Genomic DNA, 25,273 nt, shown 5'->3' with positions numbered 1-25,273 from the left:
GGCGTTTATGAACCTGCTGATCGAACTGCTCGCCTTCGCGGTGGCGATTGGTGTGCTCGTGGTCGTCCACGAGTACGGGCACTACAGCGTCGCACGTTTGTGCGGCGTGAAGGTGCTGCGCTTTTCGATCGGCTTCGGCAAGCCGCTCGTGCAGTGGGTGAGTCCGAAGACGGGCACTGAATGGACGATCGCCGCGCTGCCGCTCGGCGGCTACGTGAAGATGCTCGACGAGCGCGAAACCGGCACCGCGGCGATTCCGGCGGCGGATCTGCCGCATGCTTTCAATCGCCAGTCAGTGTGGCGGCGCTTCGCGATCGTCGCGGCCGGTCCGATCGCGAACTTCCTGCTGGCGATCGCGCTGTTCGCGCTGGTATTCGCGACCGGCGTGACCGAACCGGCGGCCGTGATCGCGACGCCCGCGTCGAACACGCCGGCCGCGCAGGCCGGCTTCGAAGGCGGCGAGACGATCGTCGGCGTACGCGCCGGTAGCAACGACGAAACCGCGTCGGTGCGCTCGTGGTCGGATCTGCGCTGGAAACTGCTCGGCGCCGCGTTCGATCATCAACACATCGTGTTGATCGCGAAGGACGGTCACGGCACGTCCGATTTCCCGATGGATCTGCGTGGGCTCGGCGAGAAAGACGTCGACGACGATTTCATGTCGCGTCTGGGCTTCGAGCCGGGCGGCGGCAAGCTGACGGTGGCGGGCGTACAGCCGGGCAGCGCCGCGCAGAAGGCGGGTCTCGTCACCGGCGACAGACTGCGTGCGATCAACGGTACGCCGACCGATAATGCCGCGGCCTTCATCGCTTATGTAAAATCGCACGCCGGCGTGCCGGTCACGCTGCAAGTGGAGCGCGGCGGGCGCGGTGGCCACGCGGCGGGCGCACTCGACGAACTCAGCATCGTGCCGCAACTGCAGCGCGATGCGGCGAGCGGGCAGCAGGTCGGGCGCATCGGTGCTGAACTGGCGACCCAGGTGCCGTCGATCGACGTGCGCTATGGGCCGGTTGAAAGCGTGCAGCTCGGCGCGCGCCGCACGTGGGACCTCGCGGTGTACTCGGTGCGCATGTTCGGGCGGATGATCGTCGGCGAGGCGTCGCTGAAGAACCTGTCCGGTCCGGTGACGATCGCCGACTATGCGGGCAAGAGCGCGCGCCTTGGTCCGTCGGCGTTTTTGTCGTTCCTGGCCCTTGTCAGCATTAGCCTCGGCGTGCTGAACCTCCTCCCAATTCCGGTATTGGACGGGGGTCATCTGTTATATTATTTGGTTGAAGCTGTGACCGGTAAAGTTGTCGCCGATCGCTGGCAACTCGTTTTTCAGAGGGCGGGTCTTGCCTGCATCGTCGCGTTGTCGGCGATTGCGCTGTTCAACGATCTGGCTCGTTTAATCCATTTTTAAAGTGTCCGGCGGCGTTCTCGAGGGCGGCCGCCCGGCCTGATGCAGCTATACACACTGGGGAAGCACGTTGTTCAAACCTCATCGCTTTGGTCCAAAGACGGTTATAGCCGCGGCACTCGCCGCGCATGGGCTGGTTGCTCACGCAACGACGCCCTTCGTGGTGCAAGACATTCGCATTGAGGGATTGCAACGCGTCGAACCCGGTACGGTGTTCGCGTATCTGCCCATCAAGCAGGGCGATACGTTCTCCGACGACAAGGCATCGGAAGCGATTCGCGCGCTGTATGCGACCGGCTTCTTCAACGACGTCAAGATCGCAACCGAAGGCAACGTCGTCATCGTGCAGGTGCAGGAGCGCCCCGCGATCGGCACGATCGACTTCGCCGGCATCCACGAATTCGACAAGGACAACCTGACCAAGGCGCTGCGCGCGGTCGGGCTGTCGCAAGGCCGCTACTACGACAAGGCGCTGGTCGACAAGGCCGAGCAGGAACTGAAGCGTCAATATTTGACGCGCGGTTACTATGCCGCCGAAGTGACCACCACGATCACGCCGATCGACCGCAATCGCGTTGCGCTGCTGTTCTCGGTCGCCGAAGGTCCGAGCGCGAAGATCCGTCAGATCAACTTCATCGGCAACAAGGCGTTCAGCACCGGCACGCTGCGCGATGAAATGCAGCTGTCCACGCCGAACTGGTTCTCGTGGTACACGAAGAACGACCTGTACGCGAAAGACAAGCTCACCGGCGACCTCGAGAACATCCGCTCGTACTACCTGAACCGCGGCTACCTCGAGTTCAGCATCGAGTCGACCCAGGTGTCGATCACGCCGGACAAGAAGGACATGTATCTGACGGTCACGCTGCACGAAGGCGAGCCGTACACGATCTCGAATATCCGCCTTGCCGGCAATCTGCTCGACCGCGAAGCCGAGCTGAAGAAGCTGATCAAGATCAAACCGGGCGACCGTTTCTCCGCTGAAAAGCTGCAGGCTACGACCAAGGCGATCGTCGACAAGCTCGGCGAATACGGCTACGCGTTCGCAACCGTCAATGCGCAGCCGCAGATCGACCAGAAAAATCACACGGTCGACCTGACGCTGCAGGTCGACCCGAGCCGCCGCGTCTACGTGCGCCGCATCAACGTGGTCGGCAACACCCGTACGCGCGACGAAGTGGTGCGCCGGGAAATGCGCCAGCTCGAAAGCTCGTGGTTCGATTCGAATCGGCTGTCGCTGTCGAAGGACCGTATCAACCGTCTCGGCTACTTTACCGACGTCGACGTGACCACGGTGCCGGTGGAAGGCACGCCCGACCAGGTCGACATCGACGTGAAGGTCGCCGAAAAGCCGACCGGCGCGATCACGCTCGGCGCAGGCTTTTCGTCGACGGACAAGGTGGTGCTGTCCGCGGGTATTTCGCAGGACAACGTGTTCGGTTCGGGCACGAGCCTGTCGGTGAACGTCAACACCGCGAAGACGTACCGTACGCTGACGGTCACGCAGGTCGATCCGTACTTCACGGTGGACGGCATCAAGCGGATTACCGATGTCTACTACCGCACGTACCAGCCGCTGTACTACTCGACGGATTCGAGCTTCAAGATCGTGACGGCGGGTGCCGACCTGAAGTTCGGCATTCCGTTCTCCGAAGTCGACACGGTCTACTTTGGCGTCGGCTTCGAGCAGAACCAGCTCGACATCGATTCGAACACGCCGCAAAGCTATATCGACTACGTGAACGAGTTCGGCCGCGTGTCGAACAACGTGCCGCTGACGGTGGGCTGGTCGCGTGATGCGCGTGACAGCGCGCTGGTTCCGAGCCGCGGTTACTTCACCCAGGCGAATGCCGAATACGGCACGCCGGTCGGCGGCACCCAGTACTACAAGGCCGACATCAACGCGCAGTACTATTACTCGTTCGCGCGCGGCTTCGTGCTGGGCTTCAACTTCCAGGGCGGCTACGGTAACGGCCTCGGCGGCAAGCCGTATCCGATTTTCAAGAACTACTACGCGGGCGGTATCGGTTCGGTGCGTGGCTATGAGCCGAGTTCGCTGGGTCCGCGCGACGGCAAGACGAACGACCCGATTGGCGGTTCGAAGATGCTCGTGGGCAATATCGAACTGACGTTCCCGTTGCCCGGCACAGGCTATGACCGCACGCTGCGTGTGTTTACGTTCCTGGATGGCGGTAACGTCTGGGGACAAGCAAGTTGTACGACGACCGGGTGTGCGGGCACCGGCGCGAACGGCCTGCGTTACGGCTACGGTGTGGGTCTCGCGTGGATCTCGCCGATCGGCCCGCTCAAGTTGAGCCTTGGTTTCCCGCTCGTCAAGCACACTGGCGACCAGTATCAGAAGTTCCAGTTCCAGATCGGGACGGCGTTCTGATCGCGCGGCAGGCGGTCCGGCCGCGAGCGACTCCCGGCGGCGGGTCTGGCCAAACTACGGTATCGAGAGGATGACTTTGCTAACCGGTATGTTTTCGAAACGTGTAGCGTGTGCATTGGCGCTGGCCATGACCTTGTGGGTCGGGGTCGCGCATGCGCAGGAGGCGAGGATCGCCGCGGTGAACTCCGACCGTATCCTGCGCGAATCGGCTGCGGCGAAGGCTGCGCAGTTGAAGCTGGAGGCCGAGTTCGCGAAGCGCGACAAGGATCTCGCCGATATGGCGCAGAAGCTCAAGTCGATGTCCGATGCGCTCGACAAGAATGGCGCGTCGATGTCGGCCGCCGATCGCGCGCAGAAGCAGCGTGACTTGTCGCAGCTCGACTCGGACTTTCAGCGCAAGCAGCGCGAATTCCGCGAAGACCTCAATCAGCGCCGCAACGAGGAACTGGCCGCGGTGCTCGATCGCGCGAACAAGGTCATCAAGCAGATTGCCGAGACGCAGCACTACGATCTGATCGTGCAGGAAGCGGTGTACGTGAGCCCGCGCATCGATATTACCGACCAGGTACTGAAGGCGCTGGCGGCGTCGGGAAACTGATTGCGGCGCGTTGTTTCCGGGCGGGCGTCGATGCTCGTCTGGTATGACGGGAGCGGTTGAACGGCGGTGGTGTTTTGCAGGGACCGGAGTAAGCGCTAAAGCGCTAACTCTGGTCGACAAAGGAGACAGGATAGGCATGGCATTTACGCTCGAGGACATCGTCCAGCGGTTCGGTGGTGAGGTAGTCGGAGACGGTTCGCAGCGTGTAGGCAGCCTCGCGCCACTCGACCAGGCAGGCCCGGACCAGTTGGCGTTCCTCGCCAATCCGAAGTATCTGTCGCAGGTCGAGACGACCCGTGCGGGCGCGGTGCTGATCAATGCCGGCGACCTGGCGAAGCTCGCGTCGCGCGATGCCCGTAACTTCATCGTCACGCCGAATCCGTACGCTTACTTTGCGCGCGTCGCGCAAACCTTCATCGATCTCGCCGCGCCGAAAGCCGCGCCCGGCGTGCATCCAAGCGCAACCATCGACCCTTCCGCGCAGATCGCCGCGAGCGCGGTGATCGGCCCGCGCGTCACGGTCGAAGCCGGCGGGGTGATCGGCGAGCACGCGCGGCTCGACGCCAATGTGGTGATCGGCCGCGGCACGCGCGTCGGCGCGAACTCGCATCTTTATCCGAACGTCACCGTGTATCACGGCTGCAAGCTCGGCGAGCGCGTGATCGTGCATGCGGGCGCGGTGATCGGCTCGGACGGTTTCGGTTTCGCGCCGGACTTCGTCGGCGAGGGCGAAGCGCGCACCGGTAGCTGGGTGAAGATTCCGCAGGTTGGTGGCGTGTCGATCGCGAACGACGTCGAAATCGGCGCGAACACGACGATCGACCGCGGCGCGATGGCCGACACGATCATCGAAGAGTGCGTGAAGATCGACAATCTCGTGCAGATCGGCCACAACTGCAAGATCGGCGCTTATACGGTGATCGCCGGTTGCGCGGGCGTTGCGGGCAGCACCACCATTGGCCGTCATTGCATGATCGGCGGCGCGGTCGGCATCGCCGGACACGTGACGCTCGCCGATTACGTGATCGTCACCGCGAAATCAGGCGTGTCGAAGTCGCTGCTGAAGCCCGGCATGTACACGAGCGCGTTCCCGGCCGTGAACCATGCGGACTGGAACAAAAGCGCGGCGCTGCTGCGCAATATCGACAAGCTTCGCGATCGCATCAAGGCACTCGAAGCCGCCGCGGCGGACAACGCCGCCAACGTGGCGGGCGGCCCGGCGGCCGCGAGCGACAATATCTGACAGATATCAGGGCGATCAGTCAGCGCCGCGTAAAATAGCGGGCGTGCATCACGAAGCAAAGCCGGATGCCGTGGCCGGGTGGCACGGCAACCGGGTACCGAGGGCGCCGGCCGCCCACGTTTCAATCCACCTGCACCAGCATCCGCATTCATCACCGCGCAGTCAATGCGTGAGCAGAAACACCATGAGCACCGAAAAAATCAATCTCGACATTCATAAGATTCTCACGCTTCTGCCGCATCGTTATCCGATCCTGCTGGTCGATCGCGTGCTCGAACTCGAGCCGCACAAGAACATCAAAGCGTTGAAGAACGTGTCGATCAATGAGCCGTATTTTCAGGGGCATTTCCCGACCCGGCCGGTGATGCCAGGCGTGCTGATTCTCGAAGCGCTCGCGCAGACGGCGGCGTTGCTGACGTTCTCGGAAGAGCCGAGCGATCCGTCGAACACGCTTTACCTGTTCGTCGGCATCGACAACGCGCGTTTCAAGCGCGTGGTGGAGCCGGGCGATCAACTGATCCTGAACTGCACGTTCGAGCGTCACATGCGCGGCATCTGGAAGTTCAAGGCGCGCGCGGAAGTGGATGGGGTTGTCGCGGCGGAAGCCGATCTGATGTGCGCGGTGCGCCACACGGACAAAGACGCTTGACGACCCTACGCGGGCAGCAGGTGGCGCGATAGATACGCGCGGCCGGTCCGCGGCGGGTTCATCCAGACAACGCAACAGAATCAGAAGCGAGGACGCATGAGCAGGATCCATCCCACTGCGATCATCGAACCGGGCGCGCAGCTCGACGAATCCGTCGAAGTCGGACCCTATGCGGTAATCGGCGCACACGTGACGATCGGCGCGCGCAGCACGGTCGGTTCGCACAGCGTGATCGAAGGCCATACCACGATCGGCGAAGACAACCGGATCGGCCACTACGCATCGGTGGGCGGCCGTCCGCAGGACATGAAGTACAAGGACGAGCCGACCCGGCTCGTGATCGGCAATCGCAATACGATCCGCGAGTTCACAACGATCCACACCGGTACGGTGCAGGACGCTGGCGTCACATCGCTCGGTGACGACAACTGGATCATGGCGTACGTGCACATTGGCCACGATTGCCACGTCGGCAGCAACGTGATCCTGTCGAGCAACGCGCAGATGGCCGGCCACGTGACGATCGGCGACTACGCGATCATCGGCGGCATGTCGGGCGTGCATCAGTTCGTGCGCATCGGCGCGCATTCGATGCTCGGCGGCGCGTCGGCGCTCGTGCAGGACGTGCCGCCGTACGTGATCGCGGCGGGCAACAAGGCCGAGCCGCACGGCATCAACGTTGAAGGTCTGCGTCGCCGCGGCTTCTCGGCTGATGCGATCTCGGTGCTGCGCACCGCGTATCGCGTGCTGTACAAGAACGGCCTGTCGCTCGAAGAGGCGAAGGTGCAGCTGCGGGAACTGGGCACGGCCGGCGGCGATGGCGATGCTCCGGTGCAGACGCTGCTCGCGTTCGTCGAAGCGTCGCAACGCGGCATCATCCGCTAAGCGATGGCGCTGCAACCCAGTCCGCTGCGCGTCGCGATGGTGGCCGGCGAGCCGTCCGGCGACCTGCTCGCCGCGTCGCTGCTCGACGGTCTCGCGAGCCGTCTGCCGGCCGTCACGCAGTACTACGGCATCGGCGGTCCGCGCATGATCGCCACCGGCTTCGACGCGCACTGGCCGATGGAAAAGCTCTCGGTGCGCGGCTATGTCGAAGCGCTGCGGCATATCCCCGGAATCCTCGGCATTCGCAACGAACTGAAGCGCCAGTTGCTTGCCGAGCCGCCGTCGGTCTTTGTCGGCGTCGATGCGCCCGATTTCAACTTCGGGCTCGAGCACGCGCTGCGCGACGCGGGCATTCCCACGGTTCACTTCGTCTGTCCGTCCATCTGGGCGTGGCGCGGCGGGCGCATCAAGAAGATCGCCAAGGCGGTCGACCACATGCTGTGCGTGTTTCCGTTCGAAACCGCGCTGCTGCAGAAGGCGGGCGTCACGGCATCGTACGTGGGCCACCCGCTCGCCGATCAGATTCCGCTCGAACCCGACACGCTAGGCGCGCGCCGCACGCTGGGCCTCGCGGAAAGCGGGCCGGTGATCGCGGTACTGCCGGGTAGCCGGCGCTCGGAAATCGATCTGATCGGCCCGACCTTTTTTGCCGCGATGGAGATGATGCAGCACCAGGAGCCCAGCGTGCGCTTCGTGATGCCGGCGGCCACGCCGGCGTTGCGCGCGCTGCTGCAACCGCTCGTCGATTCGCATCCGGGGCTTGCGCTGACCATCACCGATGGCCAGTCGCAGCTCGCGATGACCGCCGCCGACGCGATTCTGGTCAAGAGCGGCACCGTGACGCTCGAAGCGGCGTTGCTGAAAAAGCCGATGGTGATCTCGTACAAGGTGCCCTGGCTGACAGGTCAGATCATGCGCCGCCAGGGCTATCTGCCGTACGTCGGCCTGCCGAACATCTTGGCGGGGCGCTTCGTGGTCCCCGAAATCCTGCAGCATTTCGCGACGCCGCAGGCGCTCGCCGAGGCGACGCTGAAACAGTTGCGCGACGAATCGAACCGGCGCACGCTGACGGAAATCTTCACGGAGATGCATCACGTGCTGAAGCAGAACACCGCGCAGCGTGCGGCCGAAGTCGTGGCCAGCGTGGTCGAAAAGCGGGCGGGGCGGGCATGACCGCCGCGCGCGCGCCTCGCCGCGGGAGCGCTGCCGTCGCCCGGCTGGCCGCGCAAGCCGGCCTGAACTTCGACAGTGCGGATGAGATCGTTTGCGGTGTCGACGAAGCGGGGCGCGGCCCTCTCGCTGGCCCTGTCGTTGCGGCGGCGGTGATTTTCGATCCGGCGAAGCCGATGATTCGCGGTCTCGACGATTCGAAGGCGCTCACTGCGAAAAAGCGCGAGGAGCTGTACGACAAGATCGTCGATCGCGCGCTCGCGTACTGCATCGCATCGGCGACAGTCGAAGAGATCGATTCGCTGAATATCCTGCACGCGACGATGCTCGCGATGAAGCGCGCGGTGGAAGGGTTGTCGGTCGTGCCGACGCTCGTGAAGGTGGACGGCAACCGCTGCCCGACGCTCAGCATTCGCAGCGAAGCGGTGATCGGCGGCGACGCGCTGGTCAAGAGCATCTCGGCGGCGTCGATTCTCGCCAAGGTCACACGCGACCGCATGCTGCTCGAACTTCACCAGACCTTTCCGGCGTACGGCTTCGACGCGCATGCCGGTTATGGCACGCCGCAGCATCTCGCGGCGCTGCGCGAGCATGGGCCGTGCGAGCATCATCGGCGTTCGTTTGCACCGGTGCGTGAAGCGCATCTGCGGTTCGGCACGAGCGTGCCACGGCCGGCGGCTGGCGTGATCGTCGTGTCCGAGGTGGTGTTCGACGATGATGCGTTCGGCGAGGCCGGCATCGCGTAAAACCGCTGCGTAAAAAGTCGCGCGAAGACCCGTATGAACGATGTATGAGCGCGGCTTAAGCACCCGTACAAGGCACCGTATAAGCACCGCCCGCGCTGCCGATCCACGGCATCGCCCGTTCCTTTTCCATTCTCACTGCCTTCGCTGCCTGTGAAAGCCATCACCTCGCGGGACAATCCGCTCTACAAGCGCCTGAAGGCACTGGCCGGTTCGACGCATCAACAGCGCCGCGGCGGCCACGCGCTGCTCGAGGGTTTCCACCTCGCGAGTGCTTATCTCGACGTCGCCGGGCAGCCGGAATTATGTGTCGTCACCGACGGCGCGCTGCGTCACGATGAAGCGCAGGCGATTGTGTCGCGCATCGACGCGCAACGGCTCGTGACGTTGCCGGACGCGTTGTTCGGCCAGTTGTCGAACGTCGTGCATGGGGTCGGCATTCTGCTGCTCGTCGAGAAGCTCGACGCGCCGTTGCCCGACCGTATCGCTCAGAACTGCCTCGTGCTCGACGGCGTGCAGGATGCGGGCAATGTCGGTTCGATTCTGCGCAGCGCAGCCGCCGCGGGCATCGAGCAGGTGTTCTGCGCGCCGGGCACCGCATACGCGTGGTCGTCGAAAGTATTGCGCTCGGGCATGGGCGCGCATTTTTTGTTGCAGATCCACGAGGACTGCGATTCGAGCGCGTTGATCGAACGCCTCGCGGTGCCGATCGTCATCACCGATTCGCATGGCGCCGAGGCCATCTACGACTGCGACCTGAGCAGGCCGCTCGCGTGGGTATTCGGCAATGAGGGAGCAGGGGTGTCGCAGCTCTGGCGCGACGCGGTGTCGTTGCGGGTGACGATTCCGCAGCCGGGCGGCATGGAGTCGCTGAACGTGGCGGCCGCCGCGGCTGTCTGCGTGTTCGAGCAGTGCCGGCAGCAGCGCGGCCGAAAGTAACGTAGGCGGGCGGTGGCGCGGGCAATCTTGTCAGTTGCCCCCGCGTCGCGCCACCCACCTCAACCGGCGCTCAATACGATGGCCGGTCCAGCCTGATTTCCTGCAGGATCGTCGTCGCGATCTCTTCGATCGACTTGTGCGTCGACGACAGCCACTTGATCCCCTCGCGTCGCATCATCGCTTCCGCTTCGTTGATCTCATAGCGGCAGTTTTCCGGCGCCGCGTACTTGCTGCCCGGGCGCCGCTCGTTGCGGATCTCCGACAGGCGCTGCGGATCGATCGACAGACCGAACATCTTCTGCCGATGCTCGAGCAGCGGCGTGGGCAGCTTGCCGCGTTCGAAATCTTCGGGAATCAGCGGATAGTTCGCTGCCTTCACGCCGTACTGCATCGCCAGATACAGGCTCGTCGGCGTCTTGCCGCTACGCGATACGCCGACGAGGATCACGTCGGCGTCCGCGAGATTGCGGTTCGACTGACCATCGTCGTGCGCGAGCGAGAAATTGATCGCCTCGATCCGGTTCTTGTATTCCTCGGTATCCGCATTCTGGTGGCCGCGGCCCATCGCATGGCTCGACTTCAGCTCGAGCTCCTGTTCGAGCGGCTCGACGAAGGTTTGGAACATATCAAGCACGAGCGCGTTCGAGCCCTTGACGATCTGATTCGATGCGCTGTCGACGAGCGTCGTGAAGACGATCGGGCGACGGCCATCCTGCACGACCGCCTCATTGATTTTTTCGAGCGTAGCGTAGGCCTTTTCGGTCGAATCGACGAAGGGCACGCGAACCAGACGGAATTTCTGGTCGAACTGGGAGAGGATCGAATGCGCGAAGGTTTCGGCAGTAATCCCGGTACCGTCGGAGACGATGAATACGGTGGGCGGCATTAGCGGGGCAGTGAACTGAGGCTGTGAAAATGGTGCGTTGAAGTGCGGCTACGAAATGGGCGCTGTGACGCGCAATTGTGAGCCTGGCCGACGTGCTATGTAACCAAACAAACGCCCGGCACGGCTCGCATCAGGCAGCGCGGTGATGGCTCGCCGCTCCAGCCGCTGACCGGGAGGGCGGTCACATCGGCGCGGCGCGTCATGGACGTCACGATCGTACCCGTAAAACCGGCCACGCGTCGTAAAAGCCCGCTGGCTGGGTCTGGGCGCGCTTCGGTGTGCAATTCCGACGCGCAATTCTTGTACGACTGCCACATTTCAGGAGTCGGCACGGTAGAATAGCGGCAACCTGTTGGATAAGCAATTGCAGGCGATCGGCGTCTAACTTGCCGCGAATGATCGGTCAACATCGCGTTATCGGTGGCCAAGCTGCGGTGAACGTGTGCAATCGAACGGTAAGTGCGGCCAATCGCGTTCTTCGCCCTCATTCGGTTGTTGTGCCGATGCAGCGCGTCTGCTTTACGGCGATTGCTTATCTAACAGGTTGTGCAAGACACGGGGTCGAGCTTCCAATAGGCCGCCCGTGTTCGAGCCCACTTGCACAGCCGTGAATTTCTTTCACACTTAGGGGCTTGTATGACTAACGCAGTTAACGTCGCAAAGGACACCGCGTATGTAGTTCCGTTCGAGCAGTTGCGGATGACCGACGTAGAAATCGTCGGCGGCAAGAACGCATCGTTGGGCGAGATGATTAGCCAGCTCGCCGAAGCCGGCGTGCGCGTGCCGACCGGGTTCGCCACCACGGCGCTCGCGTTCCGCGACTTCCTGCAGCACAACAATCTGACCGAACGTATCGCCAAACGTCTGGAGGCGCTCGACGTCGACGACGTGAAGGCGCTCGCCGAAGCGGGCAAGGAGATCCGTCAATGGATCGTCGACGCGCCGATGCAGCCGCGGCTCGAGGCTGATATCCGCGCGGGCTTCGAGACGCTGCAAAAGAGCTCGCCCGAAGAGCTGTCGTTTGCCGTGCGTTCGTCCGCGACCGCGGAAGATCTGCCCGACGCATCGTTTGCCGGTCAGCAGGAAAGCTATCTGAACGTGGTCGGCATCGACGACGTGCTCGATCGTATGAAGCACGTGTTCGCGTCGCTATATAACGACCGCGCGATCTCCTATCGCGTCCACAAGGGTTTCACGCACGCTGAAGTCGCGTTGTCGGCGGGTGTGCAGCGCATGGTGCGCTCGGACGTCGGCGCTGCCGGCGTGATGTTCACGCTCGACACCGAGTCGGGCTTCAAGGACGCCGTGTTCATCACGTCGAGCTATGGCTTGGGCGAGACCGTCGTGCAGGGCGCGGTGAATCCGGACGAGTTCTACGTCTTCAAGACCACGCTCGCGCAGGGCAAGTACCCGATCATCCGTCGCTCGATCGGCTCGAAGCTGATCAAGATGGAATTCACGAAGCCGGGCGAACCGGGTCGCGTGAAGACGGTCGACGTCGCGCACGAGCAGCGCAACCGCTTCTCGATCACCGACGAAGACGTGATCGAACTCGCGAAGTACGCGGTCATCATCGAAAAGCACTACCAGCGTCCGATGGACATCGAGTGGGGCAAGGACGGCCGCGACGGCAAGATCTTCATCCTGCAGGCGCGTCCGGAAACTGTGAAGAGCCAGGGCGCCGGCAAGGCCGAGCAGCGCTTCAAGCTGAAGGGGCAGTCGAACGTGCTGGCCACCGGCCGAGCGATCGGCCAGAAGATCGGCGCGGGTCCGGTGCGCGTGATTCACGATCCGTCGGAAATGGACCGTGTGCAGCCGGGCGACGTGCTGGTCGCCGACATGACCGACCCGAACTGGGAACCGGTGATGAAGCGCGCGGCGGCGATCGTCACGAATCGCGGCGGGCGTACCTGCCACGCCGCGATCATCGCGCGTGAGCTGGGCGTGCCGGCGGTGGTCGGCTGCGGTGACGCGACCGACGTGCTGAAGGACGGCGCGCTCGTCACCGTGTCGTGCGCGGAAGGCGACGAAGGCAAGATTTACGACGGTCTGCTCGAAACCGAAATCACCGAAGTGCAGCGCGGCGAACTGCCGCCGATTCCGGTGAAGATCATGATGAACGTCGGCAATCCGCAACTGGCTTTCGACTTCTCGCAACTGCCGAACGCTGGCGTGGGTCTCGCGCGTCTCGAATTCATCATCAACAACAACATCGGCGTTCACCCGAAGGCGATTCTCGAGTATCCGAACATCGACCAGGACCTGAAGAAGGCGGTCGAAAGCGTTGCGCGCGGTCACGCGTCGCCGCGCGCGTTCTACGTCGACAAGCTGACCGAAGGTATCGCGACGATCGCCGCGGCGTTCTATCCGAAGCCCGTCATCGTGCGTATGTCGGACTTCAAGTCGAACGAGTACAAGAAGCTGATCGGCGGTTCGCGCTACGAGCCGGACGAGGAAAACCCGATGCTCGGCTTCCGCGGCGCGTCGCGCTATATCGCGGAAGACTTCGCCGAGGCGTTCCAGATGGAATGCGTCGCGCTGAAGAAGGTGCGTGAAGAGATGGGCCTCGACAACGTCGAGATCATGGTGCCGTTCGTGCGTACGCTGAAGCAGGCGGAGCGCGTGGTCGGGCTTCTCGCGAAGTTCGGCCTGAAGCGCGGCGAGAAGGGCCTGCGCCTGATCATGATGTGCGAAGTGCCGTCGAACGCGATTCTCGCCGAAGAGTTCCTGCAGTACTTCGACGGCTTCTCGATCGGCTCGAACGACCTGACGCAGCTCACGCTCGGCCTCGACCGCGACTCGGGCATGGAACTGCTCGCCGTCGATTTCGACGAGCGCGATCCGGCGGTCAAGTTCATGTTGAAGCGCGCGATCGAAACGTGCCTGCGCCTGAACAAGTACGTCGGTATCTGCGGCCAGGGCCCGTCGGATCATCCGGATTTCGCGCAATGGCTGACCGACGAAGGCATCGCATCGATCTCGCTGAACCCCGACACGATCATCGAGACGTGGCAGCAACTGGCGAAGGCGAAGCAGTAACACACTGTGCCCGCATGCCGCTGTTCAGGCGGCATGCATAAGGTGCGGTCAGCGAGGCTGGAAACGCGTCGATGCTTGCCGTCTCTCGCCATAAATGCACGCTCGCTTCGTGCTATAAACACCCCGGTAGATCCGGGGTGTTTTGCTTTGTGGAGGTCGACGTGGCGCCTGGTGGACTGTTCTGGTGGATCGGGGCGGGTGTGCTTGTCGTGCTGGAGCTGATGAGCGGCACTTTCTATCTGTTGACGATCGCAATCGGCTGCGTGGCCGCCGCGTTTGCGCATATCGCCGGGGCTTCCGCCGACGTGCAGTTCGCGGTCGCCGCCGTGGTCGCGCTGGCCGCGGTCGTCGTGCTGCGGCGCTCGCACTTTGGACGCCGCAAGCGCGAACGCGCATCGCGCAATCCGGACGTCAATATGGATATCGGCCAGACGCTGGATGTGGCGGCGTGGCAGGGCCGCAAAGCGCGCGTCAGCTATCGTGGCGCGGCATGGGATGTCGAGTTGGCCGCGGGCGAGCCGGAAGACGCACTGGTCTACGAGATCCGGGAGTTGCGCGGCAGTTGCCTCGTCGTCGTTGCAAGCCGGCACCCGAAGACCAATGCGAGCGCGGTTTGAGCGGTAACGCGGGATTCGCCACATTGGCTCGTCGATGTCCATTCACAAACCGAAGCTCAGCCGCCTAAGCTGCAAAAAAAGCGCGGGTCAGCAGGCTGATACAACTATTCGAATCACGGACCGGAGGGTCGTCATATGGATTCAACCATCGTCGGGGCAGTGCTGCTGATCGTCGTGATCGTGCTCGCGTCGCAGACCATCAAGATCGTGCCGCAGCAGCATGCGTGGGTGCTCGAGCGTCTCGGCCGCTATCACGCGACGCTGACACCGGGCCTGAGTTTCGTGTTTCCGTTCGTCGACCGGATCGCGTACAAGCACGTGCTGAAGGAGATTCCGCTCGATGTGCCGAGCCAGGTCTGTATCACGCGCGACAACACGCAACTGCAGGTCGACGGCGTGCTGTATTTCCAGGTCACCGATCCGATGAAGGCGTCGTACGGATCGAGCAATTTCGTGTTCGCGATCACGCAACTGTCGCAGACCACGCTGCGCTCGGTGATCGGCAAGCTCGAACTCGACCGGACTTTCGAGGAGCGCGATTTCATCAATCACAGCATCGTGTCCGCGCTCGACGAAGCCGCGTCGAACTGGGGCGTGAAGGTGCTGCGCTACGAGATCAAGGACCTGACGCCGCCGAAGGAAATCCTGCACGCGATGCAGGCGCAGATCACCGCCGAGCGCGAGAAGCGCGCGTTGATCGCGGCGTCGGAAGGGCGCAAGCAGGAGCAGATCAATATCGCGTCGGGCGGCCGCGAGGCGGCGATCCAGAAGTCCGAGGGTGAGCGCCAGGCGGCGATCAATCAGGCGCAGGGTCAGGCCGCCGCGATTCTTGCCGTGGCCGAGGCGAACTCGCAGGCGATCCAGAAGATCGCGGCGGCTATTCAATCGAACGGCGGCATGGAAGCGGTGAATCTGAAGGTGGCCGAGCAGTACGTGAATGCGTTTTCGAATCTCGCGAAGCAGGGCACCACGCTGATCGTGCCGGGCGATATGTCGAATATGAGTTCGATGATCGCGTCGGCTCTGACGATCGTGAACAAGGGCAAGGCGGCAGGCGAGCCGGCTCGAAGCGACGCGCGATAAAGCAGCGTTAGCTGGCATCCACGCTCACGCGTCATACCAATAAAAAGGCCCGCACATCAGGTGCGGGCCTTTGCACTTGAGTCTCGTTAAAAGACGGCGCCGCGAAGCTCAGGTCGGCGAACGCATCAAACGCGCTTTCTCGCGTTCCCAGTCGCGCTTCTTCTCGGTCTCGCGTTTGTCGTGCTGCTTCTTGCCCTTCGCGAGGCCGATCTCGCATTTGACGCGGCCGTTCTTGTAGTGAAAGTTCAGCGGCACGAGCGTATAGCCGCTGCGCTCGACCTTGCCGATCAGCTTGCTGATCTGCTCGCTATGCAGCAGCAGCTTGCGCGTGCGCACCGGATCGGGCTTGATATGCGTCGACGCCTCGGGCAACGGGCTGATGTGCGTGCCGATCAGGAACAGCTCGGCATTGCGGATCACCACGTAGCCTTCCTTGATCTGGCCGCGCCCCGCGCGCAATGCCTTGACCTCCCATCCTTCGAGCACGAGTCCGGCTTCGTAGCGTTCCTCGACCGCGTAGTCGAAGAACGCTTTTCTGTTGTCGATAATGCTCATGAATGGAAAACGCCCAACTCGTTTAAAATCACGATTTTAGCAAAGCGGGACAAGGAAAGCCCGCGGCGCCCGTCCACCCTTGCCACGCGCTGTTCAATTTATGGCAGATGTCCAGAAAACCGTGTTGATCCGTCATTCGGCGGAACAGATGTTCGACCTCGTCACCGACGTCGCCGATTACCCCAATTTTCTGCCCTGGTGCGGCGGCGTCGAAATTCGCCGCCAGGACGAAAACGGCATGGAGGCGAAGATCGATATCAACTTCAAGGGCATCAAGCAGCATTTCGCCACGCGCAATTCGATGCAGCGGCCTACGCGCATCGACATGGAATTCGCCGACGGCCCGTTTCGCAAGTTCACCGGTTTCTGGCGCTTCACGCCGCTGCGCGCCGATGCCTGCAAGATCGAGTTCGCGCTGCACTACGAGTTCACCAATATTCTGCTCGAAAAGATCATCGGGCCGGTGTTCAGTCACATCGCCAATACATTCGTCGAATCTTTTGTGAAGCGCGCCAACCAGCGCTATGGTCAGGCATGAGCGCGCGTTTGTCGGTTGAAGTCTGCTACGCGTTGCCGGATGCGCAAACGCTGATCGAGGTCGAACTGCCCGCCGGCGCGACGCTGCAACAGGCGCTCGACGCGAGCGGCATCCTGACGCGCTTTCCATCGATCGATCTGAAGACGCAGAAGGTCGGCGTGTTCGGCAAACTCAAACCGCTCGATACCGTGCTTGCCGACCATGATCGCGTCGAAATCTACCGGCCGTTGCTGGTCGATCCGAAGGTGTCGCGCCAGCGCCGCGTCGAAAAGACGCGCAAGGCGGGGTCGATCGAAGGGCGTCGCTGGCTGAACAAGGATTCCCGCTAGGCACCGCCACCAGGGCAGGCCGGGCCGGGCCTCCGCGCGCGAGGCCGCCGGGTTCCCGCTCGCAGCCGGTCTCACCTCAAGGCGCCGACGTCTGTGCCTTTTCCTCGATACGCACCGCGCCCGACGAATCGTCGTCCGAATGCTGGCGTACCGACCAGCACACCCCCGCGACCAATAGCAGGATCGCCGCGATTTCGAGCGGGCGGGGCAGGCGCTGGTCGTAAATGAAGCCATAAAGCAGCGCAAACAGCGTTTCGAACACGATCATCTGGCCGGACAGCGTGAGCGGCAGCCGTTTCGACGCGGCATTCCACAGCCCGTTGCCGAGCCACGACGCGCCGACCGCGAGCAGCAGATTGAACATCCAGAACGTATGCCAGCGCGCGCTGGCCAGTTCGCCCTGCGGGCCGCCCGCCGGCAGCACCGCGATCACGAGCCACAGCACCCCGCCGAGAGCGCCCGTCACGACACCCCACAGCACCGACCACTCATTGCCACTGAAATGCGTCTGACGTTGCAGATAGCGGGCATTTTCGACCGCGAACCACGTCCAGCAGCCGAGCGCACCGAGCGCGCAGGCGAGCCCGATCAGCCGCGTCGCGATGCTCACCGGCGTCGCGCCCGTCACGGTGAACACGTCGATATTGATGCAGACGATGCCCGCCATCACGACCGCGAGCGGCCAGGCGAGGCGCGCGAGCGGCACCGCGCCGTGATCGCGCCGGCCGGCCAGCGTGACGGTGACCGGCAGCACGCCGACGATCAGCGATGCCGGTGCGATCCCGATCAGATGCACGGCGGCCGTCAGCAGCAGGTAGTAGATGATGTTGCCGACGAGTGCGAGCTTCACGAGCGCGATCAGATCGTCGCGGGTGAGGCGCCTGAGAAGGGAGCGCGCAATCGGCAGCGCCGCGACCAGCGACACGACGCCATACATCACGTATCGGCCGGCGCTCAGCAGCAGCGGGGAGAAGTCGGACATCACGCGCGGTATCAGAAACACCATGCCCCACAAGGCTCCGGCCATTACCCCATATGCGACACCGCGCTGCATCGACTGCCCCTGCCGGAAAAACTGGAATGGCCCGCAGAATAGCGGTTTTGCGCGTGACACGTCTTGTTTGATCCTGCATTCGGGCGATGGCGGCGGGTTTGTGGTCGGGCCGGACAGCGGTCGATGTAATGCTTACCAAATGCTTTCATTTGGCATTTCTGATGGCTTCTGGCCGCGAACGCGCAAACGAAACCGGATCGAACCTGGCGCGAACCGCCAAGCGAAATCGGCGCTGCATGAAACGCGAAAAAAATCGCCGGAAATTCGCTAAGCTGCTGTTCGCGCAGTGAAAACCGGGGAGGTATCGCGTATAATTCGCTTTTGCGCCTATAGGATTTGCCATGCGTCTGATCCAAACAGCACTCACGTTCGATGACGTGCTCCTCGTCCCCGCCTTCTCCGATGTTCTCCCGCGCGACACCAGCCTCAAGACCAAGCTGACCCGCAACATCTCCCTGAATATGCCGCTAGTGTCCGCCGCGATGGACACAGTTACTGAAGCACGTCTGGCGATCGCCATGGCGCAAATGGGCGGTGTCGGCATCATCCACAAAAACCTCACGCCGGCCGAGCAGGCGCGTGAAGTCGCGAAGGTCAAGCGTTTCGAGTCGGGCGTGGTACGTGATCCGATCACGGTGCCGCCGCAAATGAAGGTTCGCGACGTGATCGCGCTGTCGCGTCAGCATGGCATTTCGGGTTTCCCGGTCGTCGAGGGCGCGCAGCTGGTCGGTATCGTGACGAACCGCGACCTGCGCTTCGAAGAACGTCTGGACGAGCCGGTGCGCAACATCATGACGCCGCGCGAGCGCCTCGTCACCGTCAAGGAAGGCACACCGCTCGCCGAAGCGAAGGCGCTGATGCACAGCCACCGCCTCGAGCGCGTGCTGGTCGTCAACGACGCATTCGAATTGCGCGGCTTGATGACCGTCAAGGACATCACCAAGCAGACCGAGCACCCGGACGCGTGCAAGGACGAGCACGGCAAGCTGCGCGCGGGCGCGGCGGTCGGCGTCGGCGCGGATAACGAAGAACGCGTCGAGTTGCTGGTGCAGGCGGGTGTGGACGTGATCGTCGTCGATACCGCACATGGTCATAGCAAGGGCGTGCTCGAGCGCGTCAAGTGGGTCAAGCAGAACTTCCCGCACGTCGAGGTGATCGGCGGCAATATCGCGACGGCAGCCGCCGCCAAGGCGCTGGTCGAATACGGCGCGGACGGCGTCAAGGTCGGTATCGGCCCGGGCTCGATCTGCACGACGCGGATCGTCGCCGGTGTCGGCGTGCCGCAGGTCACGGCGATCTCGAACGTGTCCGAAGCGCTGAAGGGCTCCGGCGTGCCGGTCGTCGGCGACGGCGGCGTGCGCTTCTCGGGCGACATCAGCAAGGCGCTCGCCGCGGGCGCGAACGCGGTGATGATGGGCAGCATGTTCGCCGGCACCGAAGAGGCACCGGGCGAAGTGTTCCTGTACCAGGGCCGTCAGTACAAGTCGTACCGCGGTATGGGTTCGGTCGGCGCGATGAAGGACGGCGCCGCGGACCGCTACTTCCAGGACAACTCCGCGAACATCGACAAGCTGGTGCCGGAAGGCATCGAAGGCCGCGTCGCCTACAAGGGTTCGGTCAACGCGATCCTGTTCCAGCTGATCGGTGGCGTGCGCGCGAGCATGGGTTACTGCGGCTGCCGCACGATCGCCGAAATGAACGAGAAGGCCGAGTTCGTGCAGATCACCGGCGCGGGCCTGCGCGAGTCGCACGTGCATGACGTGCAGATCACCAAGGAAGCGCCCAACTACCACGTGGACTAAACGCCGATGAAGCCGCTGCTGCGCGTTGTACTGATCCTCGATGCGTTGGTGCTGCTGGCGTTCGGCCTGCTGTTCCTGCTGACGCCGTGGACTTCGTTGTACAACGACCTGCAGCTGGTGCAAACGCAGCCGGCGCTGGTCGGCCAGGCATTCGGCGTCGCGTTGATCGGGCTCGCGTGGCTTGCGGTGCATGCGTCGTTCGATGGCGCGTTGACGTCGAAGGTCGCGAAGGTCGTCGGTCACGTGCACTGGCTGAGCGGCGTGCTGATGCTGGTGTGGCTGCTGGGCTTGCATACGCCGTCGCTGACTGGCTTCGGGCAGATCGTCTCGGTGCTGGCCGGCGTCGTGCTGGTGGTGATCGGGCTGGGTGGCGTCAGGTTGTCGGGCGCGGTGCGGCGGCGCGAGAAGGGGGGCGTGGTCAAGTCTTCTTCGAGCAAGGCCGATCAACGTGTCGACAAGCGTGCTGCCAAACGGGCGGAGAAAGAGGCCGAAAGGGAAGCCGCGCGGCGACGCGAACTGGAACGCGAGCGTGAGCACGATGTGCCGCGCGAGCCGCATGTCACCGCGGGCTTTCCGGTCTATCACGCTGAACCGGTGGCCGAGCCGGTCGTGCCGGTCACGCGGCCGGTCAACGCGGCTGCCGCAGCAACTGCGGCTACGCCGTCCACTGCCAGTTCCGCCGCATCGCTTCATCCCTCCGCAAGCGAGCCCGGTCTGAGCGAGTCCGAACGCGCTGCCCGCGCGGCGGCCGCCGCCGGCGACACCCGCAGCGACGCGCCCGGCACGCCCCGGCCGCCGTTTCATGGCTGACGCGTCGCGCGCCACATCGTTCGCGGCAGCTATCGGGTTTCGTTCGCGCGCGCGACAAACGCGACAAACGGCTCGCACGGGTGTTGGCCGCAGCCGTGCGCTTCATCGACATGTTTCAGGTTCACACGGCGCTGTATGCGGCGCCGCCTGTACCGCTTTGAATTCAACGCCGCGCGTCGTGCGCGGCATTCCGTATACGCTCACTTCTGATTCCGTCCGCTGCCATGCATGACAAGATCCTGATCCTCGACTTCGGTTCGCAAGTCACCCAACTGATTGCACGTCGCGTTCGCGAAGCCAACGTGTATTCGGAAATCCACCCGTACGACGTCGATGCGTCGTTCATCCGCGACTTCGCGCCGAAGGGCGTGATCCTCTCCGGCGGCCCGAGCTCGGTCACCGAGGAAGATACGCCGCGCGTGCCGCAAGCGGTGTTCGAACTCGGCGTGCCGGTGCTCGGCATCTGCTACGGCATGCAGGCGATGGCCCAGCAGCTCGGCGGCAAGGTCGACATCGGCCATCTGCGCGAATTCGGCTACGCCGAAGTGCGTGCGCGCAACCATACGAGCCTGCTCGAAGGCATCAACGATTTCACGACGCCTGAAGGCCACGGCATGCTGAAGGTGTGGATGAGCCACGGCGACAAGGTGCTCGACATGCCGCCGGGCTTCGTGCTGATGGCATCCACCGACTCGTGCCCGATCGCGGCGATGGCCGACGAACAGCGCCGCTTCTACGGCCTGCAATGGCACCCGGAAGTCACGCACACGGTGCAGGGCCGCGCGATGCTCGAGCGCTTCGTGCTGCAGATCTGCGGCGCGAAGGCCGACTGGGAAATGGGCCACTACATCGACGAGGCCGTCGCGAAGATTCGCGAGCAGGTCGGCAGTGAACACGTGATCCTGGGGCTGTCGGGCGGCGTGGATTCGTCGGTGGCGGCGGCGCTGCTGCATCGCGCGATCGGCGACCAACTGACCTGCGTGTTCGTCGACCACGGTCTGCTGCGTCTGAACGAAGCCGAGCAGGTGATGGCACTGTTCGCCGATAACCTCGGCGTGAAGGTGATCCACGTCGACGCGAGCGAGGCGTTCCTCGGCAAGCTGGCCGGCGTGACCGATCCGGAAGCGAAGCGCAAGATCATCGGTGCGGAATTCGTCGAAGTGTTCCAGGCCGAAGCAGCCAAGCTGACCGACGCGAAATGGCTTGCGCAGGGCACGATCTATCCGGACGTGATCGAATCGGCGGGCAAGGGCAAGAAGGCCGCGCAGACGATCAAGAGCCACCACAACGTCGGCGGCCTGCCGGAGACGCTGAACCTGAAGCTGCTCGAACCGCTGCGCGAACTGTTCAAGGACGAAGTGCGCGAACTCGGCGTGAAGCTGGGGCTGCCGCATTCGATGGTGTATCGCCATCCGTTCCCGGGCCCGGGTCTGGGCGTGCGGATTCTCGGCGAAGTGAAGCGCGATTTCGCGGATTTGCTGCGCCGCGCGGATGCGATTTTCATCGAGACACTGCGCAACACGATCGACAAGGAGACCGGCAAGTCCTGGTACGACCTGACGAGCCAGGCGTTCGCGGTGTTCCTGCCGGTGAAGAGCGTCGGTGTGATGGGCGACGGGCGGACTTATGAATACGTCGTTGCGCTGCGCGCGGTGCAAACGCTCGACTTCATGACCGCGCATTGGGCGCATCTGCCGCATGAGTTGCTGGGGCAGGTGTCGAACCGGATCATCAATGAAGTGCGCGGGATTAACCGGGTCGTGTATGACATCTCGGGGAAGCCGCCGGCGACGATTGAGTGGGAGTGATCTAGCATCGCCTCACACCGTTTCGGGCAGTATCAGCATCCTCATGAAGCCCTGGCGGGATAAGGGCTTAGCGACTGACGCAATATCAGCCGCTATCACTTGATCCTGATCAATTTGACGGTAGTTGTGACGGTATCTTGAGAAGCGGTTGAAATGGCCGCTTCTCGTACCGTCAGGCGATCACATAGATCGGATTGAAATCGTGATTGCCGTGAGTACAACGGGCTCGATAGATTTGATCTGTCAGCGCAACCGCCCACCCGCATCAAACATGAAAGCCCCGCAATACCGCATCGAGTTCCCTGAACGTGAACGGCTTGCGCAAAGCCGCCCACCGGAATGGCAACGGCGGCAGGTCGGGCATGTCGTAGCCGGACGAAAACACCACGCACAGAGAAGGCCGCGCCACAACGGCCTCGCGCGCGAGTTCGATGCCGTCCATTTCCGGCATCGTCAGATCAGTAATCAACACATCGAACGGTTGTTGTTTCAACCGTTTGAGCGCTTCTGACGGCGACGTCGTCGACTCGGGCAGATGTTCGAGCAGGGTCAGCTGCTCCTTGACCGCGTCGGACAGATTCGGATCGTCGTCGACGAACAGGATGCGCAGCGTAGGCCCGGCTTGTGCCGCGGTAATGGGCTCATGAGGTTCCGTGGCAAGCATGCTGCGTCCGCCCAGCATCTGTCTGATCCTGTGCGCGAGCTGCTCGCGACTGTACGGTTTGCCGAGCAATTCGACGCCGGGGTCGAGCCGGCCGCCGTGGATGATCGCATCACGCGTATAGCCGGACGTGAATAGCACTTTCAGTTTCGGCAGCAGTTGCGAAGCCTCGACAACCATCTCCGTGCTGCGCAGCGGCCCAGGCATCACGACGTCGGAAAAAAGCAGGTCGACGTGCACACCGCTTTGCAGCACGGCCAGCGCCTGCTGCGCGGTATCCGCTTTCAGCACGCGGTAGCCGAGCCCGGAGAGCGTATCGATGACGGTCGATTGCACCTTCGGATCGTCCTCGACGACCAGAATGGTTTCCGTGCCGCCGGTCACCGTGACGCGCTCGCGCCGCGCCAGCTCGGTCGCCGGCTGCATCGAACGCGGCAGGTAAATCTTGACGGTGGTGCCGTGATCCGGCTCGCTGTGGATTTCGATGTGACCGCCGCTTTGCTTCACGAAGCCATACGCCATGCTCAGCCCGAGCCCGGTGCCTTTGCCTTCCGGTTTGGTCGTGAAAAATGGATCGAAGGCACGTTCGAGGACTTCTTTCGACATGCCCGTGCCCGTGTCGGTGACGGCCAGCAGCACATACTGTCCGGCCGTGACATCCGCGAGCGGCGCGACGTCGTCGTCGTCGAGCACCGCGTTGGATAGCTCGATCGTCAGCTCGCCGCCCTGAGGCATCGCATCGCGCGCATTGATCGCCAGATTGAGGATCACGTTTTCGAGCAGATGAAAGTCGATCAGCGTATTCCACAGATCGGCGGCGAAGACTGTTTTCACACGAATCGTTTCGTCCAGCGCCCGGCGCAGCAGATCGTCCACGCCCTGCAGGGTCGCCGCCAGACTGATGACCACCGGCTGCAACGGCTGCTGGCGGCCAAATGCGAGCAGTTGCGATGCCAGCGTCGAGCCGCGGTCCACCGCGTCGAGCGCCTTGTTGAGCCGCTCGCGTGTCCACGCATCGCGATGGTGGCGGTCGTCGAGCAGTTCGAGATTGCCGCGCAAAATCTGCAGCACGTTGTTGAAATCGTGCGCGACGCCGCCCGTCAGTTTGCCGACTGCTTCCATCTTCTGCGAATGCACGAGGGCTTTGCGGGTTTCCTCCAGCAGCCGGTTCGCTTCCATCCGCTCGGTGATATCGCGGGTGATCTTCGCAAAGCCGGCGAGTTCGCCGTTGTCCGAACGGATCGCATCGATCACGACATGAGCCCAGAACCGCTTGCCGTCCTTGCGCACGCGCCATCCTTCGGCTTCGAAGCGTCCTTCGCGCGCGGCGATCGACAGACCGCGCTGCGGCAGCCCCGCCTGTGCATCTTCGGGGGTGTAGAAGCGCGAGAAATGCGAGCCGATGATTTCGTCGGCGTTGTATCCCTTGATGCGGCGAGCGCCGGCGTTCCAATTCGTGATGATGCCTTCCGGCGACAACATGAAAATCGCGTAGTCGGTCACACCATTGACGAGCATCCGGAAGCGCCGCTCACTTTCGACGACTGCTTCATGCGCGCGCCGCTTATCGGTCATATCGCGCACGATCTTGCCGAAGCCGAGCACCTGATCGTTCTCGTCGCGCAGCACGGTGATCACGACATTGGCCCAGAACAGCGAGCCGTCCTTGCGCAGCCGCCATCCCTCGTTTTCCGCATGACCCATGCGGCGCGCGCGTTCGAGCGCCGCGGCGGCGCTGCCCTGGTCGCGATCTTCAGGCGTATGAAAAATTTCGAAGGAGCGGCCGATCACCTCTTCGCCGCTGAAGCCGTGAATATATTCGCCGCCGGCGTTCCACGTCCGTATCGTGCCATCGGGTGCGAGGCCGATGACCGCATAGTCGCGCACGGTGCTGACCCAACGGCGGCACCAGTCTTCGGAAATCGTCGCGTCGCGTTGGTTCGCCGTCGCCATCGTCCACTCCCCGTTGCCATGTACGCCGTATGGCCTGGCTAACCAGAATGGAAGCGGGGCAGCAATCGCCGTGCCTGGTCGGCACGCGAGTCGTTACGCGGGCAGAACGGGCACGATAGC

Annotated in this window: 22 protein-coding genes; 18 read left to right on the top strand and 4 right to left on the bottom strand. The window is 63.2% G+C overall.

The window, feature by feature from the left end:
- Positions 1-7: 7 nt before the first annotated feature.
- The 9 genes from rseP to L0U82_RS10500 all read left to right on the top strand — a co-directional run bounded on the left by rseP (position 8) and on the right by L0U82_RS10500 (position 10,018).
- Positions 8-1,402 (top strand): RIP metalloprotease RseP, encoded by a 1,395-nt coding sequence (rseP, locus tag L0U82_RS10540; protein WP_233830618.1) that lies wholly within the window; start codon positions 8-10, stop codon positions 1,400-1,402.
- A gap of 67 nt (positions 1,403-1,469) precedes the next feature.
- The gene (gene bamA, locus L0U82_RS10535; protein WP_233830615.1) at positions 1,470-3,791 is read left to right on the top strand and encodes an outer membrane protein assembly factor BamA; all 2,322 of its coding nucleotides are present in this window, start codon (positions 1,470-1,472) and stop codon (positions 3,789-3,791) included.
- A 76-nt stretch (positions 3,792-3,867) separates the two neighbouring features.
- Positions 3,868-4,389: an OmpH family outer membrane protein gene (locus L0U82_RS10530; protein ID WP_233833229.1), complete on the top strand. Its 522-nt coding sequence runs from the start codon at positions 3,868-3,870 to the stop codon at positions 4,387-4,389.
- Positions 4,390-4,525: 136 nt separating this feature from the next.
- The gene (lpxD, locus tag L0U82_RS10525; protein ID WP_233830612.1) at positions 4,526-5,632 is read left to right on the top strand and encodes a UDP-3-O-(3-hydroxymyristoyl)glucosamine N-acyltransferase; all 1,107 of its coding nucleotides are present in this window, start codon (positions 4,526-4,528) and stop codon (positions 5,630-5,632) included.
- 184 nt (positions 5,633-5,816) lie between these two features.
- Positions 5,817-6,281 (top strand): 3-hydroxyacyl-ACP dehydratase FabZ, encoded by a 465-nt coding sequence (fabZ, locus tag L0U82_RS10520; RefSeq protein WP_011488858.1) that lies wholly within the window; start codon positions 5,817-5,819, stop codon positions 6,279-6,281.
- Between the two features lie 96 nt (positions 6,282-6,377).
- Entirely contained in the window at positions 6,378-7,166 is a 789-nt protein-coding gene (lpxA, locus tag L0U82_RS10515; RefSeq protein WP_233830609.1) for an acyl-ACP--UDP-N-acetylglucosamine O-acyltransferase, read from the top strand.
- A 3-nt stretch (positions 7,167-7,169) separates the two neighbouring features.
- On the top strand, positions 7,170-8,339 hold the full coding sequence (gene lpxB / locus L0U82_RS10510) for a lipid-A-disaccharide synthase (RefSeq protein ID WP_233830608.1): 1,170 nt from the start codon (positions 7,170-7,172) through the stop codon (positions 8,337-8,339).
- Positions 8,336-9,082 (top strand): ribonuclease HII, encoded by a 747-nt coding sequence (gene rnhB, locus L0U82_RS10505; RefSeq protein WP_233830606.1) that lies wholly within the window; start codon positions 8,336-8,338, stop codon positions 9,080-9,082. The genes lpxB and rnhB overlap by 4 nt, the downstream gene beginning before the upstream one ends.
- A gap of 150 nt (positions 9,083-9,232) precedes the next feature.
- Positions 9,233-10,018 carry a TrmH family RNA methyltransferase gene (locus L0U82_RS10500; protein WP_233830604.1) on the top strand — a complete coding sequence of 262 codons (786 nt, stop codon included), beginning with the start codon at positions 9,233-9,235 and terminating at the stop codon, positions 10,016-10,018.
- A gap of 70 nt (positions 10,019-10,088) precedes the next feature.
- On the opposite strand, the gene ppsR is transcribed toward L0U82_RS10500, so the two are convergent.
- Complete coding sequence (gene ppsR / locus L0U82_RS10495; RefSeq protein ID WP_233830602.1) at positions 10,089-10,904, bottom strand: posphoenolpyruvate synthetase regulatory kinase/phosphorylase PpsR; 816 nt, start codon at positions 10,902-10,904, stop codon at positions 10,089-10,091.
- Between the two features lie 636 nt (positions 10,905-11,540).
- Between ppsR and ppsA the strand changes: the two genes are divergently transcribed.
- The 3 genes from ppsA (at position 11,541) to L0U82_RS10480 (ending at position 15,643) form a co-directional block, all read left to right on the top strand.
- Positions 11,541-13,943 carry a phosphoenolpyruvate synthase gene (ppsA, locus tag L0U82_RS10490; protein WP_233830601.1) on the top strand — a complete coding sequence of 801 codons (2,403 nt, stop codon included), beginning with the start codon at positions 11,541-11,543 and terminating at the stop codon, positions 13,941-13,943.
- 161 nt (positions 13,944-14,104) lie between these two features.
- Complete coding sequence (locus tag L0U82_RS10485; RefSeq protein ID WP_233830599.1) at positions 14,105-14,560, top strand: NfeD family protein; 456 nt, start codon at positions 14,105-14,107, stop codon at positions 14,558-14,560.
- A 135-nt stretch (positions 14,561-14,695) separates the two neighbouring features.
- Positions 14,696-15,643: an SPFH domain-containing protein gene (locus L0U82_RS10480; RefSeq protein WP_233830596.1), complete on the top strand. Its 948-nt coding sequence runs from the start codon at positions 14,696-14,698 to the stop codon at positions 15,641-15,643.
- 108 nt (positions 15,644-15,751) lie between these two features.
- Here L0U82_RS10480 and smpB read toward each other — a convergent pair whose 3' ends face one another.
- Positions 15,752-16,198: an SsrA-binding protein SmpB gene (gene smpB, locus L0U82_RS10475; protein WP_233830593.1), complete on the bottom strand. Its 447-nt coding sequence runs from the start codon at positions 16,196-16,198 to the stop codon at positions 15,752-15,754.
- A 100-nt stretch (positions 16,199-16,298) separates the two neighbouring features.
- Between smpB and L0U82_RS10470 the strand changes: the two genes are divergently transcribed.
- Both L0U82_RS10470 and L0U82_RS10465 read left to right on the top strand, forming a co-directional pair.
- A complete protein-coding gene (locus L0U82_RS10470) occupies positions 16,299-16,736 on the top strand; it encodes a type II toxin-antitoxin system RatA family toxin (protein WP_233830590.1) in 438 nt (145 codons plus the stop codon).
- Positions 16,733-17,065, top strand: a complete 333-nt coding sequence (locus tag L0U82_RS10465) for an RnfH family protein (protein ID WP_233830586.1) — start codon at positions 16,733-16,735, stop codon at positions 17,063-17,065. Before L0U82_RS10470 ends, L0U82_RS10465 begins: the two co-directional genes overlap by 4 nt.
- A 76-nt stretch (positions 17,066-17,141) precedes the next feature.
- On the opposite strand, the gene L0U82_RS10460 is transcribed toward L0U82_RS10465, so the two are convergent.
- Positions 17,142-18,119: a DMT family transporter gene (locus L0U82_RS10460; RefSeq protein ID WP_233833227.1), complete on the bottom strand. Its 978-nt coding sequence runs from the start codon at positions 18,117-18,119 to the stop codon at positions 17,142-17,144.
- Between L0U82_RS10460 and L0U82_RS10455 the strand changes: the two genes are divergently transcribed.
- The 4 genes from L0U82_RS10455 to guaA all read left to right on the top strand — a co-directional run bounded on the left by L0U82_RS10455 (position 18,070) and on the right by guaA (position 22,539).
- Positions 18,070-18,390 (top strand): hypothetical protein, encoded by a 321-nt coding sequence (locus L0U82_RS10455; RefSeq protein ID WP_233833360.1) that lies wholly within the window; start codon positions 18,070-18,072, stop codon positions 18,388-18,390. The genes L0U82_RS10460 and L0U82_RS10455 overlap by 50 nt on opposite strands.
- Before the next feature lie 70 nt (positions 18,391-18,460).
- Positions 18,461-19,921, top strand: a complete 1,461-nt coding sequence (gene guaB, locus L0U82_RS10450) for an IMP dehydrogenase (protein ID WP_233830583.1) — start codon at positions 18,461-18,463, stop codon at positions 19,919-19,921.
- Between the two features lie 6 nt (positions 19,922-19,927).
- Positions 19,928-20,731 (top strand): hypothetical protein, encoded by an 804-nt coding sequence (locus tag L0U82_RS10445; RefSeq protein ID WP_233830581.1) that lies wholly within the window; start codon positions 19,928-19,930, stop codon positions 20,729-20,731.
- A 224-nt stretch (positions 20,732-20,955) separates the two neighbouring features.
- Positions 20,956-22,539 (top strand): glutamine-hydrolyzing GMP synthase, encoded by a 1,584-nt coding sequence (gene guaA, locus L0U82_RS10440; RefSeq protein ID WP_233830579.1) that lies wholly within the window; start codon positions 20,956-20,958, stop codon positions 22,537-22,539.
- Between the two features lie 265 nt (positions 22,540-22,804).
- Here the strand turns inward: guaA and L0U82_RS10435 are convergent, their stop codons facing one another.
- On the bottom strand, positions 22,805-25,153 hold the full coding sequence (locus tag L0U82_RS10435; RefSeq protein ID WP_233830577.1) for a hybrid sensor histidine kinase/response regulator: 2,349 nt from the start codon (positions 25,151-25,153) through the stop codon (positions 22,805-22,807).
- Positions 25,154-25,273 lie beyond the last annotated feature (120 nt).

This window comes from Paraburkholderia sp. ZP32-5 (assembly GCF_021390495.1).
Classification (GTDB): Bacteria; Pseudomonadota; Gammaproteobacteria; order Burkholderiales; family Burkholderiaceae; genus Paraburkholderia.
This window is presented reverse-complemented; position numbering and strand designations above follow the sequence as displayed.